The sequence below is a fragment of the Henriciella mobilis genome (genome assembly GCF_003576315.1).
Lineage (GTDB): Bacteria > Pseudomonadota > Alphaproteobacteria > Caulobacterales > Hyphomonadaceae > Henriciella > Henriciella mobilis.
In genome coordinates this window covers 186,524-200,398 of the sequence record NZ_QWFZ01000020.1, presented here as the reverse complement: position 1 = coordinate 200,398, position 13,875 = coordinate 186,524, and the positions used below count along the sequence as shown (strand labels likewise).

Here is a 13,875-nt window from a genome sequence, read left to right as displayed (position 1 = left end):
TCGCGTTATTCGCCTGTCTCGGACCAGAGGTTCCGGTCCGGTGAGGCAATGTGCGAAAGCCGGGTTAGCAAGCCGTGAAGCATGCGGGATTCTTCGGGTGACAGGGACGCCAGCAGCTCGCGCTCATAGGCCAGGGCACGGGGCTTGATCGCTGCATAGATTTCGCGGCCCTTGTCAGTCAGGCGCAACTCGGCCTTGCGCCGGTCGGCATCGTCGGACTTGCGCGAGATGATGTTGCGCTCTGTCAGGCTGGCGGCGGCCCGGCTGACGGCGGGCTTGTCCATCAGGGTACGATTGGCCACCTCAGTTGAGGTCAGCCCGTCGCTTTCGCCGAGCACGGCGATGATGCGCCATTGCCAGATCGATATATCGAACTCGCGCTCATACATGTCGGCGATCTTGCGTGAGACGGCATTCGACAGCACCGACAGCCGGTAGGGCAGGAATCCATCGAGTCTGAGGGTCTCCTGCGGATGGTCGGCCGATTTCGTCATGCTGTCTCCACGCTCCGGAACTTGATTTAGTTGCAAATGCAACTATTATGAGTCGGGTCATTCACAGGAGGATTAAGCACATGGCGGACCTGTTTGAAAATCCGGCCGGTCTGGACGGCTTTGAATTCATCGAGTTTTCTGCGCCTGAGAAGGGCCAGCTGGAACCGGTTTTCGAAGCGATGGGCTTCACGAAGGTCGCCCGCCACCGCTCCAAGGATGTCGAGCTTTGGCGTCAGGGCGGCATCAACCTGATCACCAATTACGAGAAGGGCTCGCCGGCCTACTATTTCGCCAAGGAGCATGGCGCCAGCGCCTGCGGGATGGGTTTCCGCGTGCGCGACGCGAAGGCGGCCTATGATCATCTCCTCGCGAATGATGCCGAGCCTTGCGATGTGCCAGCCGGCCCGATGGAGCTTAAGCTTCCAGCGATCCGCGGCATCGGCCATTCGCTCATTTATCTCATCGACCGCTACGATGATGGCGAGGGCGGCCTCTCCATCTATGACATCGATTTCGAATACCTGCCGGGCGTCGAGAAATTCCCCGAAGGCTGTGGCTTCAAGCTCGTCGATCACCTGACGCATAATGTCTACAAGGGCCGGATGAAGTACTGGGCGGACTTCTATGAGAAGCTCTTCAATTTCCGTGAGATCCGCTATTTCGATATCAAGGGTGAGTATACCGGCCTGACCTCCCAGGCACTCACAGCGCCTGACGGCAAGATCCGTATCCCGCTCAACGAAGAAGCCGAAGGCGGTAAAGGGCAGATCGAGGAATTCCTGCGTGAGTATAATGGCGAAGGCATTCAGCACATCGCGCTGATCTGTGACGACCTCGTTGCCGCCTATGACAAGCTGAAAGCGCGCGGCGTGCCCATGATGACGCCGCCACCGGACACCTATTACGAAATGCTGAACGAGCGCCTGCCGGGTCATGGCGAGGACGAGAATGCGCTCCGCACGCGCGGCCTCCTGCTCGACGGCACGACCGAAGGCGGCGAACCGCGCCTCCTCTTCCAAATCTTCGCAGAACCGCAGATTGGCCCGGTCTTCTTCGAGTTTATCCAGCGCAAGGGCGACTACAAGCAGGGCTTCGGCGAAGGCAACTTCAAGGCCTTGTTCGAAAGCATGGAACGTGACCAGATCAAGCGCGGCGCGCTGAAGGTGGAAGAGGACGCATAAATTGAGCACGGAACGACCGCAGCAGAGCTGGGGTGCCCGAATATGCCTTATCCTTGGCATTTCGGCGGGCATCGCGATCAACCGCGTATTTTTGGATCTGGAGGGCGGTGCGGCTATCGCGGCAGCCACGGCATCAGGCGCGGCAGGCGGCGGGCTCGGAGCGTTTGTCGGGAACCTTCTGTTCCCGTCAAAAGCTCTCCAGAAAGAAAAAACGGAGGATACGTTCAAATGACCACCGCAACGATCCCGAACCTTCAAGGCGTCCACCACGTCGCCTATCGCTGCAAGGATGCCAAGGAGACGGTCGAGTTCTACAACAAGGTACTTGGCATGGACTTCCAGCTCGCTATTGCCGAAGACAAGGTTCCCTCGACCGGTGCGCCGGACCCGTACATGCACGTCTTTCTCGATGCCGGGAATGGCAATGTGCTCGCCTTCTTCGAGCTGCCGACAAAGCCGGAGATGGACCGTGACCGCAACACGCCGGAATGGGTCCAGCACATCGCCTTCAAGGTCGCCACGATGGACGACCTCATGAATGCCAAGGCGCGGGCCGAGGAGATGGGGCTCGACGTTGTCGGCCCGACCCATCACGGAATCTTCAAGTCGATCTATTTCTTCGATCCCAACGGCCACCGCCTGGAGCTCGCCTGCGACATCGGCACGCCGGACCAGATGGCGCAGCTGAAATCGGTCGCCCATGACATGCTCGAGGAATGGTCGCGCACAAAAAAGGCGCCTCGCCACGCGGCCTGGCTGCATGAGAAGATCGCCGACGAGACGGCCTAGCGCCTGAACCGGTCGCTACAAATTAGCCTTCGGATATGTCCGCGCTACTCAGTCTGCTCGGCGGCGTTGAACGCGGCGATATAGCTGAGGGCCTCGACAAATGACTGCCTCAGCTCCTTCGGGACGGCGTCGAGCAGCTCTTTCTCGTGCGCTTTCAATTCGGCGTCCGCGCGTTTGGCGACTTCCTTGCCCTGAGGTGACACAGTGAGCCCGTAGGAGCGGCCATCGACCGGTGTGCGGCTGACCAAGTCCTTGCTTTCGAGCCGGCTGACCAGCGGCGCCATATTGGCGCGGGCGATGCCGAGCGTCTGACAGGCTTCGCTCTGCGTGACACCCGGATTAGCCTGTATCAGCAGCAGGACTGACGCTTCCGCCAGGCGCAGGTCCAGGGGACGCAGCCGGTCGTAAATCGCATTGAGGTTGGCGTTACTGGCATGCCTGAGCAGGTAGCCGGGATAGTCGGCGAACGGATTCTTGATCATCGCTGGTCCTTGTGCGCACGCCTTTGAATAAAGAGGCTCCCCGAACCATTTGCAACGGCTGCGCCGCATGGACGAAGTGTCAGGGGGCGGCGGTGCCTGCATTCGCGGCAGAAATACAGGCAGCGGGCTCATAGGGTTTGGCCCTTGCTCTGAAACGGATTTGCCTCGGGATGGCGCTGACGTCCCGGCCTTCTTCGGCGGATTGGCTTGAGACCGGCAAAGGCAGGTCCAGCCGCAGTACGAAAAGAGTCCGATTCCAGTATCGCCGCGGTATGATTCCAGTCTGATGACCAAGCCAACCGGAATACGGACCGGCGCAGGCTCCATCCGGGGCCAGCCACCAGGCAGCACCGCCATGCCTTGCGCCCCGACCGGACTGGCTAGCCTGTGGGGACTCCAACACCGCTCGAACCATCGCGCGCCCGGGAGCGGATCATCCAGTGGTAGAGAGATATATTACCCTTAAGGTTTCAAGACTCTGGCCTTGGTTCTGCAAGCGGCGTATTGAAGCTGAAGGGACGACGTGCTGCACGAATCATCGAGGGGCGCGAGACGTCTGCACGCCGCGCCATTTTTTCAGTGCGAACACATTTTTTTGCACACGCCGTGCCGGATTAGGCGAACGTCCCTGCGAAGCGCCTCGTCGCCGCGTTTCTGCTGCGCCGCAAGCCTGCTCCTTCTGTAGCACTTACAGAAAATTTCTCTTTCTTGCGCTCTCCTGCACGATGGCATGCTGGTGAAGGGCCGGAGGGATTCTTGCGCCTGAAGCGCCGGTGTGACGGGGCGGGCGACTGCAACAAGACACTGGTTGTGAACAAGTTTTTAACCAGCCCTGACTAGTCGGACAACCAACCCGGGGGGAGGCAAAACGTCACCATGTACACGAACTGCGCACAAGAAGGTCGGAAGGCGGCAACGCCGTTAGTCGCGATTTTTCTTGGCAGTTCAACTACCGGTGATAGGGGCGCTGGAAACGCGTGCGTTCAGGCAGGTGAAGGCACTCCAATTTCCCCCGTTCGGTCGGCTATCAAACCTAATCTGGTTCCAGAAAACGAAACGGTCTCCGCAGGATGTGCAGTCGGGACGTCCGTGAACCAGGCATGCCAAAATCAAAATACATTCCGTTTCGTGGAGCCACAAAAATGAACCTCTTTGCTAACCGGAAGCTCTCGCAAACGCTTCCAATGACGATTGTCGCCTTCAGCGTCTCGACCGCCGCGATCACGGCGGCGCTCGGCTATATGAGCGCTGACAATACGTTCCGTGAGCAAGCCAAGGAACAGCTCCATCATACCCTGAAAGCACATGAGCATTCTCTCAGCGCGTGGCTGGAATCGATCGAGGCCGATATTCGCGCAAACAGCGAAAACCCGACCGTCCGCGAAGCGATTGGCGGTTTCAGCGAGGCCTTTGCCGGGCTCGGCGCGAGTGCTGGCGAAGACCTCCGGCGCGCCTATTCCAGCGCGGAGAGCGATGGCGCCGGATTGCCGACTGTGGTCTCTGAAACCGGCGAGTCCGTGAACTATCGCGACGTCCACGCCGACTATCACCCCTACTTCCGGGGCCTTCTGGAAGAAAAGGGCTATTATGATATCCTGCTAATGGACCGTAGTGGCAACGTCATCTACTCGGTTTCCAAGCAGGCTGATTTTGCATCGAATGCGCTTTCTGGGCCGGCGGCCGAGACCGATCTGTCACAGGCCTTCAGCAAAGCGCGCTCAAACGCGTCGAGTGGTGATCTCGCTTTCCTCGACTTCAAGCCTTACGCGCCTAGCGATGGGGCCCCGGCCAGCTTCCTGTCCACGCCAATTACCGATGAAGCCGGAAACTTCATCGGCGTGCTAGCCTACCAGATGCCGATCGACCGGATGAATGAACTCGTGTCGCGCACCGAAGACCTCGGTGAGACCGGCTCTTCGGTCATCGTTGGCGGCGATTTTCTGATGCGCAACGACACGCCGCTCACCAGCGGGGACGATATTCTGGCGACCCGGGTCGATAATGAAGCGGTCCGCAAGGCGCTGGCCGGGCAGTCCGGCGTGATGGCGACGCCCGACCTTGCGGGGCGGGCCGCGTTCACAGCCTACGATTCCTTCGAGTTCGAAGGTGTGCGCTGGGCCTATCTCGCCAGCAAGACCAAGGCTGAGATCAACGCACCGGCGGCAACGGTCGGCAATCACATGATGATCCAGATAGGGATCACGGCGCTGGTGCTCGGCGTGCTTGGGGTCATGGTGGCCCGCCGCGTAACGCGCCCGCTGACAGCTGTGCGCCAGGCCATGGAAGATGTGTCCAACAAGAAGTTCGAACTCGCCATTCCGCATACGGATCGTCAGGATGAGATCGGCGACATGGCGAAGACGCTCGATACGTTCAAGGAGAAGCTCGCTGAAGCTGACCTGATGGACCAGGAAACGGCAAAGACGGTTGAGGCGCTCGGCGAGGCGCTCGGCTCACTGTCCGGCGGCGACCTGACCTACCGCATCGAGAATGACTTCCATCCGAAATATGAGCAGCTGCGCCGCGACTTCAACTCGACCATGATCAACCTCGAAGAGGTGCTGAGCTCGGTCGTGCTGAGTTCCAACCAGATCGGTGACAGCGCCCGGGAAATCAGCCATGCAGCCGACGACCTGTCGCGCCGCACCGAAAGCCAGGCGGCTACGCTGGAAGAAACAGCAGCCGCGCTGGAGCAGATCACCTCGAGCGTATCCTCCACCGCGTCGAGCGCCAAGCAGGCTTTCGATCTTGTCTCCTCGGCCCGCAACAGCGCGGAGTCGAGCAACAAGGTCGTCAACGATGCCGTGGCGGCCATGGGCAACATCGAATCCTCGTCCAATGAGATTGCCCAGATTATTGGCGTCATCGACGAGATCGCCTTCCAGACCAACCTCCTGGCGCTGAATGCCGGCGTTGAGGCGGCCCGGGCTGGCGATGCAGGCCGCGGGTTTGCGGTTGTCGCATCTGAAGTGCGGGCTCTGGCCCAACGGTCTTCGGAAGCCGCCAAGAAGATCAAGGACCTCATCACGCAGAGTTCGAGCCATGTGTCGGACGGCGTCGAGAATGTCGGCCAGACCGGCAAGGTGCTGAAGGAAATCGTAGAGGCTGTCGCGAAAGTCAGCGAATCCGTCGCCTCGATTTCAGCGGCCGCGCAGGAACAGTCGACGGGCGTTGCGGAGATCAACACCGCGGTCAACCAGCTCGACCAGGTCACGCAATCCAACGCAGCGATGGTCGAGGAGTCGACCGCGGCAAGCCATGCGCTGACCCAGGATGCCGAGAAGCTGATGCAGTTCGTGGCCCGCTTCCGGTTCAACCGCGCTGGCCAGACGGCCATGGCCGCGCCGGCACCAACCGTTACCAAGAAGCCGGTCAATGCGGTCAGCGAGCAGCAGCAACGGGTGAAGGCCTTCGCTGAGACCCAGCTGAGCCAGGCACCCGCCGCCGCTCCGAAGCCTGCTTCACGGGGGACGAGCGCTCTGAAATTCGAGCCGGACACATCAGTGGACGATGAGGACTGGAACGATTTTTAAATCAATCTGACTGACGCTGCTGCGTTCCATCCCGGGAACGCAGCACGCCTCGTTTCCCTCTTCATCGAGTAGCATCCATGCCCGTTCGTGTTCTCATTGTAGATGATTCACCGGTCATTCGGGCGATCATGAAGTCGGTGCTTCGCCAGGATCCCGAAATCGAAGTGATCGGAGAAGCTGGAGACCCCTACGAGGCGCGCGAGGCCATCAAGCGCCTCAATCCCGATGTGATAACGCTCGACGTGGAAATGCCGCGTATGTCGGGCGTCGAGTTCCTGAAAAAGATCATGCAGCTTCGCCCGATGCCGGTTGTCATGGTATCGAGCCTGACGGCAGCCGGTAGCGAGAAAGCCATCGACGCGCTGGCAATTGGTGCTGTGGACTGCATCGGCAAGCCTGTTGGCGGCGACACGCCCAATCCCTTCCTTGAGCTGCCCGCCATCCTCAAGAATGCCGCGCGCGCATCAGCAAATGTACAGTATACTGAGCAAAAAACGGTACGGCGAGAGGCTTACAATCCTGCCGACAAGGTTGTGTTCATCGGCGCCTCGACGGGTGGTGTGGATGCATTGTTCCGTATACTGCGTTCATTTCCGGCCAGCTGTCCGCCAACGCTGATCGTGCAGCACATGCCGTCCGGGTTCACGGCGAGTTTCGCCTCCCGCCTGAACCATCATTGCGCGCCGACCGTCCGGGAAGCGACGCATGGCACCGTGTTGCGGCCCGGCCACGTCTATATTGCGCCGGGCGGCGACCGGCACCTGGAGGTGTCCGGCAAGCACGAGCCGACCTGCCTTCTTGTCGACGGGCCGCCTGTGAGCGGGCATAGTCCATCAGTGGACAGACTTTTTATGACAGCGTCAGCGCTTGGGCCTCGGGCTGTGGGCGTGCTGCTTACCGGTATGGGGCGCGACGGCGCTGACGGCCTGAAAGCCATTCGCGACCGGGGCGGCTATACGATCGCCCAGTCCGAAGCGACCTGTGTCGTCTATGGCATGCCGCGTGTTGCCGCCGAAATCGGTGCGGTGAATATCCAGCTTCCCCTCAACATGATCGCCGCGGAGACCTTGAAGGCCGCCGGTGAATGGATCACAGCATGACCGCACTGCAACCCACCCAGCCGATACTGGCGAGCCGGCACAACATCATCCAGGGCGAGTTCGCGACGTCGGGCGATCCGGGTGTCATGCTGACCACGCTGCTTGGCTCCTGTGTGGCGGTCTGTCTGTACGATCTGACGGTCCATGTCGGCGGAATGAACCATTTCCTGCTGCCTGAGACGGGCAATGCAGACACTGCCAACCTGTCCTATGGCGTGAACTCGATGGAACTGCTCATCAACGACCTGTTGAAGCAGGGCGCCTCGCGCATCCGGATGGAGGCCAAGGTCTTTGGCGGTGCCCGGATGATTGCCGGCCTGTCGGATATCGGCGAGCGCAATTCGAGCTTCGCGCTCAAATTCCTGCAGATGGAGGGCATCCCCGTCGTGTCGCAATGCGTCGGCGGCACACGGGCGCGCAAGCTGCGCTTCTGGCCGGCAACGGGACGGGTGCAGCATGCCTTCGTGGCGCTGGCGCCGGATGCCGTGAAAGTGCCGGTCGCGCCGCCGCCGCCGCGTCATGTGCCGGGCGACGATATCGAACTCTTCTAGAGGCCCCGCGCGGCGTTCCATCCGGTCTGTGCCGGCTCAGGACGCGGCCAAGGCGCGCCTTGCGATGCCGGCGGCACCCACAACCCTCTCTGAGACAAAAAACGCGCCCTGCCGGCCTGGCAGGCGCGCGTGTAGGCCTTCTTCAATGGAAAAGCGGGGAGACGCGCGGGCGCGTCAGAAAAGGGTGACGGTGTCGGCCTCGTCCGGCATGTCGGGCTGCTCGCCGGGATGGAGCAGCATGTCGCGCACCACGGCAAGCGTACTGGCCTCGACCAGCGGCTCGAGCCCTTCGGGCGCTTCAAGGCCGGCGGCGTGGGCCGAGCGCATCACGTCGGCGAGGGCGCCAAGCGTCTGCGTCAGGCGGTCGACATTCTGGATGTGACGCGATTCCTCGACCGAGAGGATTGAGTGGTCGGCGATATAGGTCGACAGCGTGTTCTGGATATGCAGGCAGTGCGCCTGGCAATCGGTCAGCAGGCGAGCGGCGCCTTGCCAGAAATCGGAAGAGTGGCCGTAGGAAACAGGGTCGCGTCTGGCGGTGGCGGTCTTGGACATTCTTATAGTTTCCCGACAACCGCTTCGACGGTCTTGCGCAGCGAGTCCGCGTTGAAGGGCTTGGGCAGGAAGTTGTTCATGCCGTAGGAGCGGCCGACGCGGATGATGTCGGGACTGCTGGATCCGGAGACGAGGATGAAGCCGACGCGTGCTGTCTGCTTGTTGGTGCGGATGGTCTTCAGGAATTCCAGCCCGTTCTTTCCCGGCATGTTGTAATCGGAAATGACAAGGTGCACCGGCGTGCGAAGCATGAAATTCAGACCGGCGTTCGCGTCCGCCTCGGTAAAGACATTCCGGATGCCAAAGGATTCAAGCGTGTTTTGAAGAATACCCCGGCTGGTCGACATGTCGTCCACCACCAAGACTCTCAGAGAATCCTTGTTTGACACCGCTTATTCTCCAGTTCGAAAGGTATAGAAGCCGTTTGATTACCGACCTTACGCAAGCAAACGTAAAACAAGTATTGCGCTAACTGTAATCTATCTGAGGGAGAGAATAGCGGAAAACAGACAGTGTAGATTTGCCGCTTCACTCAGCGGTTCAGCTATTTTTTCTGTAGGTTGTAAGCCCAGCTGTAGAAAACCTTGCCGCAGCTGGACCGTTCACGCGCTCGGAGTGTCCGATAAACAAGTAACCGCCGGGGGCCAGTACACGCTCGAAGCCGTTCCAGACACCGTGCTGCGTCGGGGCATCGAAGTAGATCGTGGTATTCCGGCAGAAAATGATGTCGAACGGGCCTTTGACGGGCCAGGCCGGACTGATCAGGTTCAGCGGCTTGAAGGCGACCAGCTGTTTGACCGGAGCGCCAACTTCATATTTCGACACGTCGCCATCAGGGGCCGCGCTGAAGGCGTTTCGTCGCATATCGGCCGGGATCATTTCGATGTCTTCGGCATCGTAGATGCCCTGACGGCCTTGGTGAAGGATATGCTTGTCGATATCGGTGGCCAGGATTTTGACATCCAGCTTGCCAGCGTCCGGCAGGAGCGACAGCAGCGTCAGGGCGATCGAGTAGGGCTCTTCGCCGCTGGAGCAGCCAGCCGACCAGATGCGCACCCGTCCACCCTTGCGGGCCTTCTCGACCAAGGGTGGCAGCGTCACTGTCTTGAGAATTTCGAAGTGGTGTGGCTCGCGGAAGAAACGTGTGACATTGGTCGTCAGCGCCGAGAGGAGTTCCAGCCGCTCTGCCTTGCCCTGTGGGGTGTCGAGGAAGTCGCAATACTCGCGAAAGCTTGTCATGCCGGTCGCGCGAAGCCGCTTGGACACGCGTGAGTGGACCAGCGTTCGCTTGCTCTCCGGCAGGCAGATGCCAGCCTCTGTCTTGATCGAGTCGGCGATGCGGGTGAACTCGCTGTCGCCCAGCCCTTCGATCCGGGTGGCGGAAACAGACGGATCGGCGTTCGCTACGCTAGCGCTCATGCGGCAAGGTTTTCCGGTTCAACGTGCGCGATGCGCGACAGGTCGACGATCCGGATCATGCCTTCTTCGCGCGTGACGACGCCCTTGAAGAACTCCTTGGCGGATTCCGAGGCGATGTCCGGGATCGGCTGCATGCTCTCGGTGCTCAGGGACAGGATGTCAGAAACGGCATCGACCTTCATGCCGACCAGCTGATCGGCGTTCTGGGTCACGACGATCACGGTCGACGCGTCCGGCTCGCGCACGGGCATGCCGACGCGGGCGGCGAAATCGATGATCGGCAGGATGGCACCGCGCAGATTGATCACGCCGCAGATATGGTCCGGGGCGCGCGGGATGCGCGTCGGTTCGGTCCAGCCGCGAATTTCCTTCACGGACATGATGTCGACGCAGAATTCCTGTTCGCCGACCCAGAAGGAGATGAACTTGTCTTCGTGTTCACGACGCTGGTTTTGCTGTTCAGCCATTTGCATACTCCGATCTATGCGGCCCGAATGACGTCTGAGAGCCGGTTGCGGCCTGTTGCCAGGGCGGCAACATCCAGAATGAGTGCGATTTCGCCATTACCCAGAATGGTCGCGGCGGCGATGCCCGGGACCGAGTGATAGTTTTCTTCGAGGCCCTTGATGACAACCTGGCGCTGATCAAGGATCTGGTCGACGATAAAGGCGGTCCGTGAACCGCCTTCGGTTTCCGTGAGCACGACGACGTGGTGCGAGAGCTTGTCCAGCGGCGGACGGTAACCCAGTTCGCAGGCAACATCGACCAGTGGAACGAATTCGCCGCGGACCATGATGCCCCGGTCGGCATTCGACAGGCCGTGAACCTGTGAAGGATTGAGCTTGAGTGTTTCCACCACATCGGTCAGCGGCACCACCTTCGTCTGGTCGGCGACGCGGACCAGCATGCCATCAAGGATGGCAAGCGTCAGCGGCAGGCTGATCGTGAAGGTCGTGCCCTTGCCGGGCGTCGAGGACAGGGTCACCCGGCCGCCGAGCGACTGGATGGCCTTCTTCACGACATCCATGCCGACCCCGCGCCCCGAGAGGTTCGAGACATTCTTGGCAGTCGAGAAGCCCGGCATGAAGAGGAGGTTGTCGATTTCCGCTTCGCTCAGGGCAGCATCAGGGTCGATTAGCCCCTTTTCGACGGCGATTTCGCGCACGCGCGTGCGGTTGATGCCGGCGCCATCGTCGGCGATTTCAATGATCACGCGTCCGGAGCGGTGAGACGCGGTCAGGTGAACCGTGCCTTCCTCGCTCTTGCCGGCGGCGGCACGGTCTGCCGTCTGCTCGAGGCCATGGTCGACCGCGTTGCGGATCATGTGCGTCAGCGGATCGGAGAGGCGCTCAATGACGGTCTTGTCGACCTCGGTGCCTTCACCCTCGGTCACCAGGCGGACCGATTTGCCGGTGGCGGCGGCCGCTTCGCGCACAATGCGTGACATGCGCTGGAACAGTGGTTTGACCGGCTGGGCGCGGATCGCCATGACGCCTTCCTGGATGGCGCGGGTCAGGCGCTTGAACTCATCGAGGCCATCCATCAGCGGTGAATCCTGCGGTACACCGGAATTGGACACGGCCTGGGCCAGCATGGACTGGTTGATGACGAGTTCACCGATCAGGTTGATCAGGCGGTCAACGCGGTCCAGCTCGACCCGGACGGTCGCTGTCGGCCCGGCGCGCGATGACTCAGCGCGGGCGGGCGAGGCGCCGGAAGATTTCTCGGTTTCGGCTGGCGCGGCCTCTGCCGCAGCCGGTTCCTGCAGCTCAGGCAGGTCCGGGATGGCGGCCGGTTCATCGGCATCTTGTGACGGCGTGGCAAGTTCCCAGCCGGTTTCTTCGCCCTCATCAGGGGCGCCGAGCGGCGGAAGATCGATCTCTGGCAACGCGTCAGCGGCGGCACCGAAACTTATCGTCAGGTCGCAATCGCCTTCGACGAACTCGAAGATCTCACGAATGTCGTCTTCGCTGACGGTCTCGCCCTTCAGCGTGATGTCCCAGGACAGGCAGGATTGGGCGGTGTCGATGTCCGCCAGGTCGGGCAGGGCGTCGGTGTTGCAGGTCACCTCGGTCTCGCCCAGCTCTGCGAGGGCGCGCAGCAGGAGCACGGGGTCGTTCCCGCGCTCGAAAATCGTGGCATGCGGCTTGAAGCTGATCGTCCAGCTATCGCCGCCAGGCGCGGGCAGGTCATCCTCGACGTCGCCGAAATCCATGGAGAAATCGAGCGGAATGGCTTCGAACTCCACTTCGCCGGCATCGGACCCGTCGGAATCGATGAGCGCGTCGAGTTCGAGCATGATCGCGTTCATGCGTTCGGCATCGACCGAATCGCCAACCGAAGCGGCTTCGACGAGGTCCGACAGCTGGTCAGCCGAGCGGAAGAAGACCGACATCAGAGCAGGCGTCAGCTCCATGCGGTCCGCGCGCACTTCGTCGAGCACCGTCTCGAATGTGTGGGCGAATTTTACGAGCTCATCCAGCGAGAACGCACCGGCGCCGCCCTTGATGGAGTGAACCGCGCGGAAAATGGCGTTGACGGTTTCGGGGTCTTCATCGCCGCCTTCGATGGCCGCGAGGCCTTCCATGAGGGCCTGGAGCAGGTCTTCGCATTCAAGGAAGAAGGTCTGCCTGATTTCGTCCATCGGATCCATGCGGTTCTGCGTCCTTTCGGGGTCAGGCGGCGACGCGCCGGATGACGTTGACGAGCTTGTCGCGGTCGAACGGTTTCACGATCCAGCCGGTTGCGCCGGCATCGCGGGCGCGCTGCTTGAGTTCCGGGGCGCTTTCAGTGGTCAGCGTGAGGATCGGGACCTGCTTGTACTGGTCGATCGAGCGCACTGATTCGATGAAGCCGAAACCATCCATGCGCGGCATGTTGATATCGGTGATAATGACGTCGGGCGTGCACTCATTGAGCACTTCCAGACCGTGCACGCCGTCATCGGCGGTGTGTACTTCGAAACCGGCGCTGGCCAGGGCGGCCTTCACCATGTCCCGCATCGTTCTTGAATCGTCGACCGCGAGAATCCGCAATGTCATGTATCGGCTCCTGACTCTGGAAAAAGCTCATCCTGCAGCCCGGTGAGCTGGACGATTCGAATGAAGTCCGCCTCCGGGTTGACGATGGCGAAGGGCTGGCCGTCACTGGCCCAGCTGCGTTTCGCAGACACTAGAAGCTGTACGGCCTGGCCGCCGCAGCGCACGACGTTCGACGCGTCGAGCTCGAGCGGCTGTCCGCGCCGGGCAAGCAGGTCCGCTTTCAGGGCTTCACAGAAGACGCCTGACAGATCGTCCGGAAGTGTAATGCTGTTAGCTCCGTCCAGGGCGCTCATCTTTGCGCCTCCGCACAGGCTGCGAATTGCTGGTGACCAATCATCGCCGAACGCACGAGGCTCGATTGCCCCGCTCCCTTATGCCCCCCGGGTCGCCTGATGACTATTCCGGTTTCGCGCTGTGGATACTAATTCATCAGGGACAGATATGGCCGCGTCCTTAAGAATTGGTTGCGCGGCATAGCCGTCTTGCAGAAATTTGCAGCTGTAATGTCAGGACCATAATGGTTGCTGCAGGATGGCCAGGCCTGCGGCGAGTAGGGTGCCGGCAACAGGTCTGGCCTAAATACCGCAGCTCTCTGAGGTGATGTCCTGGAAGGTCCGCCGGGTGCTGGTTGAAGCAAGGATGGTGGTTCGGGGGAGACTTGAACTCCCGACCTCATGATTATGAGTCATGCGCTCTAACCAGCTGAGCTACCGAACCGGACCGGTGGTGG

Annotated in this window: 14 protein-coding genes and 1 tRNA gene; 5 read left to right on the top strand and 10 right to left on the bottom strand. The window is 60.9% G+C overall.

The window, feature by feature from the left end:
• Positions 1–5: 5 nt before the first annotated feature.
• Complete coding sequence (locus D1227_RS11910) at positions 6–494, bottom strand: MarR family winged helix-turn-helix transcriptional regulator (RefSeq protein WP_119374889.1); 489 nt, start codon at positions 492–494, stop codon at positions 6–8.
• A gap of 80 nt (positions 495–574) precedes the next feature.
• On the opposite strand from D1227_RS11910, the gene hppD reads away from it, so the two are divergent.
• Together hppD and D1227_RS11895 are read left to right on the top strand one after the other, a co-directional pair.
• A complete protein-coding gene (gene hppD, locus D1227_RS11905) occupies positions 575–1,675 on the top strand; it encodes a 4-hydroxyphenylpyruvate dioxygenase (protein ID WP_119404829.1) in 1,101 nt (366 codons plus the stop codon).
• A gap of 228 nt (positions 1,676–1,903) precedes the next feature.
• Positions 1,904–2,464 carry a VOC family protein gene (locus D1227_RS11895; RefSeq protein ID WP_119404827.1) on the top strand — a complete coding sequence of 187 codons (561 nt, stop codon included), beginning with the start codon at positions 1,904–1,906 and terminating at the stop codon, positions 2,462–2,464.
• Between the two features lie 44 nt (positions 2,465–2,508).
• Here the strand turns inward: D1227_RS11895 and D1227_RS19940 are convergent, their stop codons facing one another.
• The gene (locus tag D1227_RS19940; RefSeq protein WP_158586640.1) at positions 2,509–2,946 is read right to left on the bottom strand and encodes a MarR family winged helix-turn-helix transcriptional regulator; all 438 of its coding nucleotides are present in this window, start codon (positions 2,944–2,946) and stop codon (positions 2,509–2,511) included.
• Positions 2,947–4,088: 1,142 nt separating this feature from the next.
• On the opposite strand from D1227_RS19940, the gene D1227_RS11885 reads away from it, so the two are divergent.
• The 3 genes from D1227_RS11885 (at position 4,089) to D1227_RS11875 (ending at position 8,130) form a co-directional block, all read left to right on the top strand.
• Positions 4,089–6,479 (top strand): methyl-accepting chemotaxis protein, encoded by a 2,391-nt coding sequence (locus tag D1227_RS11885; RefSeq protein WP_158586639.1) that lies wholly within the window; start codon positions 4,089–4,091, stop codon positions 6,477–6,479.
• A gap of 77 nt (positions 6,480–6,556) precedes the next feature.
• Entirely contained in the window at positions 6,557–7,579 is a 1,023-nt protein-coding gene (locus tag D1227_RS11880) for a protein-glutamate methylesterase/protein-glutamine glutaminase (protein ID WP_119404824.1), read from the top strand.
• Positions 7,576–8,130: a chemotaxis protein CheD gene (locus D1227_RS11875; protein WP_119404933.1), complete on the top strand. Its 555-nt coding sequence runs from the start codon at positions 7,576–7,578 to the stop codon at positions 8,128–8,130. The genes D1227_RS11880 and D1227_RS11875 overlap by 4 nt, the downstream gene beginning before the upstream one ends.
• Before the next feature lie 174 nt (positions 8,131–8,304).
• On the opposite strand, the gene D1227_RS11870 is transcribed toward D1227_RS11875, so the two are convergent.
• From D1227_RS11870 to D1227_RS11835, 8 genes are all read right to left on the bottom strand, one after another.
• Positions 8,305–8,685, bottom strand: a complete 381-nt coding sequence (locus D1227_RS11870) for a hypothetical protein (protein ID WP_119404823.1) — start codon at positions 8,683–8,685, stop codon at positions 8,305–8,307.
• Between the two features lie 2 nt (positions 8,686–8,687).
• Positions 8,688–9,074, bottom strand: a complete 387-nt coding sequence (locus D1227_RS11865) for a response regulator (protein ID WP_119404822.1) — start codon at positions 9,072–9,074, stop codon at positions 8,688–8,690.
• A 151-nt stretch (positions 9,075–9,225) separates the two neighbouring features.
• Positions 9,226–10,104 (bottom strand): CheR family methyltransferase, encoded by an 879-nt coding sequence (locus D1227_RS11860; RefSeq protein ID WP_119404821.1) that lies wholly within the window; start codon positions 10,102–10,104, stop codon positions 9,226–9,228.
• Positions 10,101–10,571: a chemotaxis protein CheW gene (locus D1227_RS11855; RefSeq protein WP_119374899.1), complete on the bottom strand. Its 471-nt coding sequence runs from the start codon at positions 10,569–10,571 to the stop codon at positions 10,101–10,103. The genes D1227_RS11860 and D1227_RS11855 overlap by 4 nt, the downstream gene beginning before the upstream one ends.
• Positions 10,572–10,585: 14 nt before the next feature.
• Positions 10,586–12,757 carry a chemotaxis protein CheA gene (locus D1227_RS11850; RefSeq protein WP_119404820.1) on the bottom strand — a complete coding sequence of 724 codons (2,172 nt, stop codon included), beginning with the start codon at positions 12,755–12,757 and terminating at the stop codon, positions 10,586–10,588.
• Positions 12,758–12,779: 22 nt separating this feature from the next.
• Positions 12,780–13,145 carry a response regulator gene (locus tag D1227_RS11845; RefSeq protein ID WP_119374901.1) on the bottom strand — a complete coding sequence of 122 codons (366 nt, stop codon included), beginning with the start codon at positions 13,143–13,145 and terminating at the stop codon, positions 12,780–12,782.
• A complete protein-coding gene (locus tag D1227_RS11840) occupies positions 13,142–13,438 on the bottom strand; it encodes an STAS domain-containing protein (protein WP_119404819.1) in 297 nt (98 codons plus the stop codon). The genes D1227_RS11845 and D1227_RS11840 overlap by 4 nt, the downstream gene beginning before the upstream one ends.
• Positions 13,439–13,785: 347 nt before the next feature.
• A tRNA-Met gene (locus D1227_RS11835) sits at positions 13,786–13,862 on the bottom strand.
• Positions 13,863–13,875: the final 13 nt, after the last annotated feature.

What these genes read in the sequence shown, in the direction of transcription:
- D1227_RS11850 (WP_119404820.1), bottom strand. Translation starts at nt 12,757, where the DNA reads ATGGATCCGATGGACGAAATCAGGCAGACCTTCTTCCTTGAATGCGAA.
- D1227_RS11855 (WP_119374899.1), bottom strand. Translation starts at nt 10,571, where the DNA reads ATGGCTGAACAGCAAAACCAGCGTCGTGAACACGAAGACAAGTTCATC.
- D1227_RS11875 (WP_119404933.1), top strand. Translation starts at nt 7,576, where the DNA reads ATGACCGCACTGCAACCCACCCAGCCGATACTGGCGAGCCGGCACAAC.
- D1227_RS11860 (WP_119404821.1), bottom strand. Translation starts at nt 10,104, where the DNA reads ATGAGCGCTAGCGTAGCGAACGCCGATCCGTCTGTTTCCGCCACCCGG.
- D1227_RS11870 (WP_119404823.1), bottom strand. Translation starts at nt 8,685, where the DNA reads ATGTCCAAGACCGCCACCGCCAGACGCGACCCTGTTTCCTACGGCCAC.
- D1227_RS11880 (WP_119404824.1), top strand. Translation starts at nt 6,557, where the DNA reads ATGCCCGTTCGTGTTCTCATTGTAGATGATTCACCGGTCATTCGGGCG.
- D1227_RS11910 (WP_119374889.1), bottom strand. Translation starts at nt 494, where the DNA reads ATGACGAAATCGGCCGACCATCCGCAGGAGACCCTCAGACTCGATGGA.
- hppD (WP_119404829.1), top strand. Translation starts at nt 575, where the DNA reads ATGGCGGACCTGTTTGAAAATCCGGCCGGTCTGGACGGCTTTGAATTC.
- D1227_RS11845 (WP_119374901.1), bottom strand. Translation starts at nt 13,145, where the DNA reads ATGACATTGCGGATTCTCGCGGTCGACGATTCAAGAACGATGCGGGAC.
- D1227_RS11895 (WP_119404827.1), top strand. Translation starts at nt 1,904, where the DNA reads ATGACCACCGCAACGATCCCGAACCTTCAAGGCGTCCACCACGTCGCC.
- D1227_RS11885 (WP_158586639.1), top strand. Translation starts at nt 4,089, where the DNA reads ATGAACCTCTTTGCTAACCGGAAGCTCTCGCAAACGCTTCCAATGACG.
- D1227_RS19940 (WP_158586640.1), bottom strand. Translation starts at nt 2,946, where the DNA reads ATGATCAAGAATCCGTTCGCCGACTATCCCGGCTACCTGCTCAGGCAT.
- D1227_RS11840 (WP_119404819.1), bottom strand. Translation starts at nt 13,438, where the DNA reads ATGAGCGCCCTGGACGGAGCTAACAGCATTACACTTCCGGACGATCTG.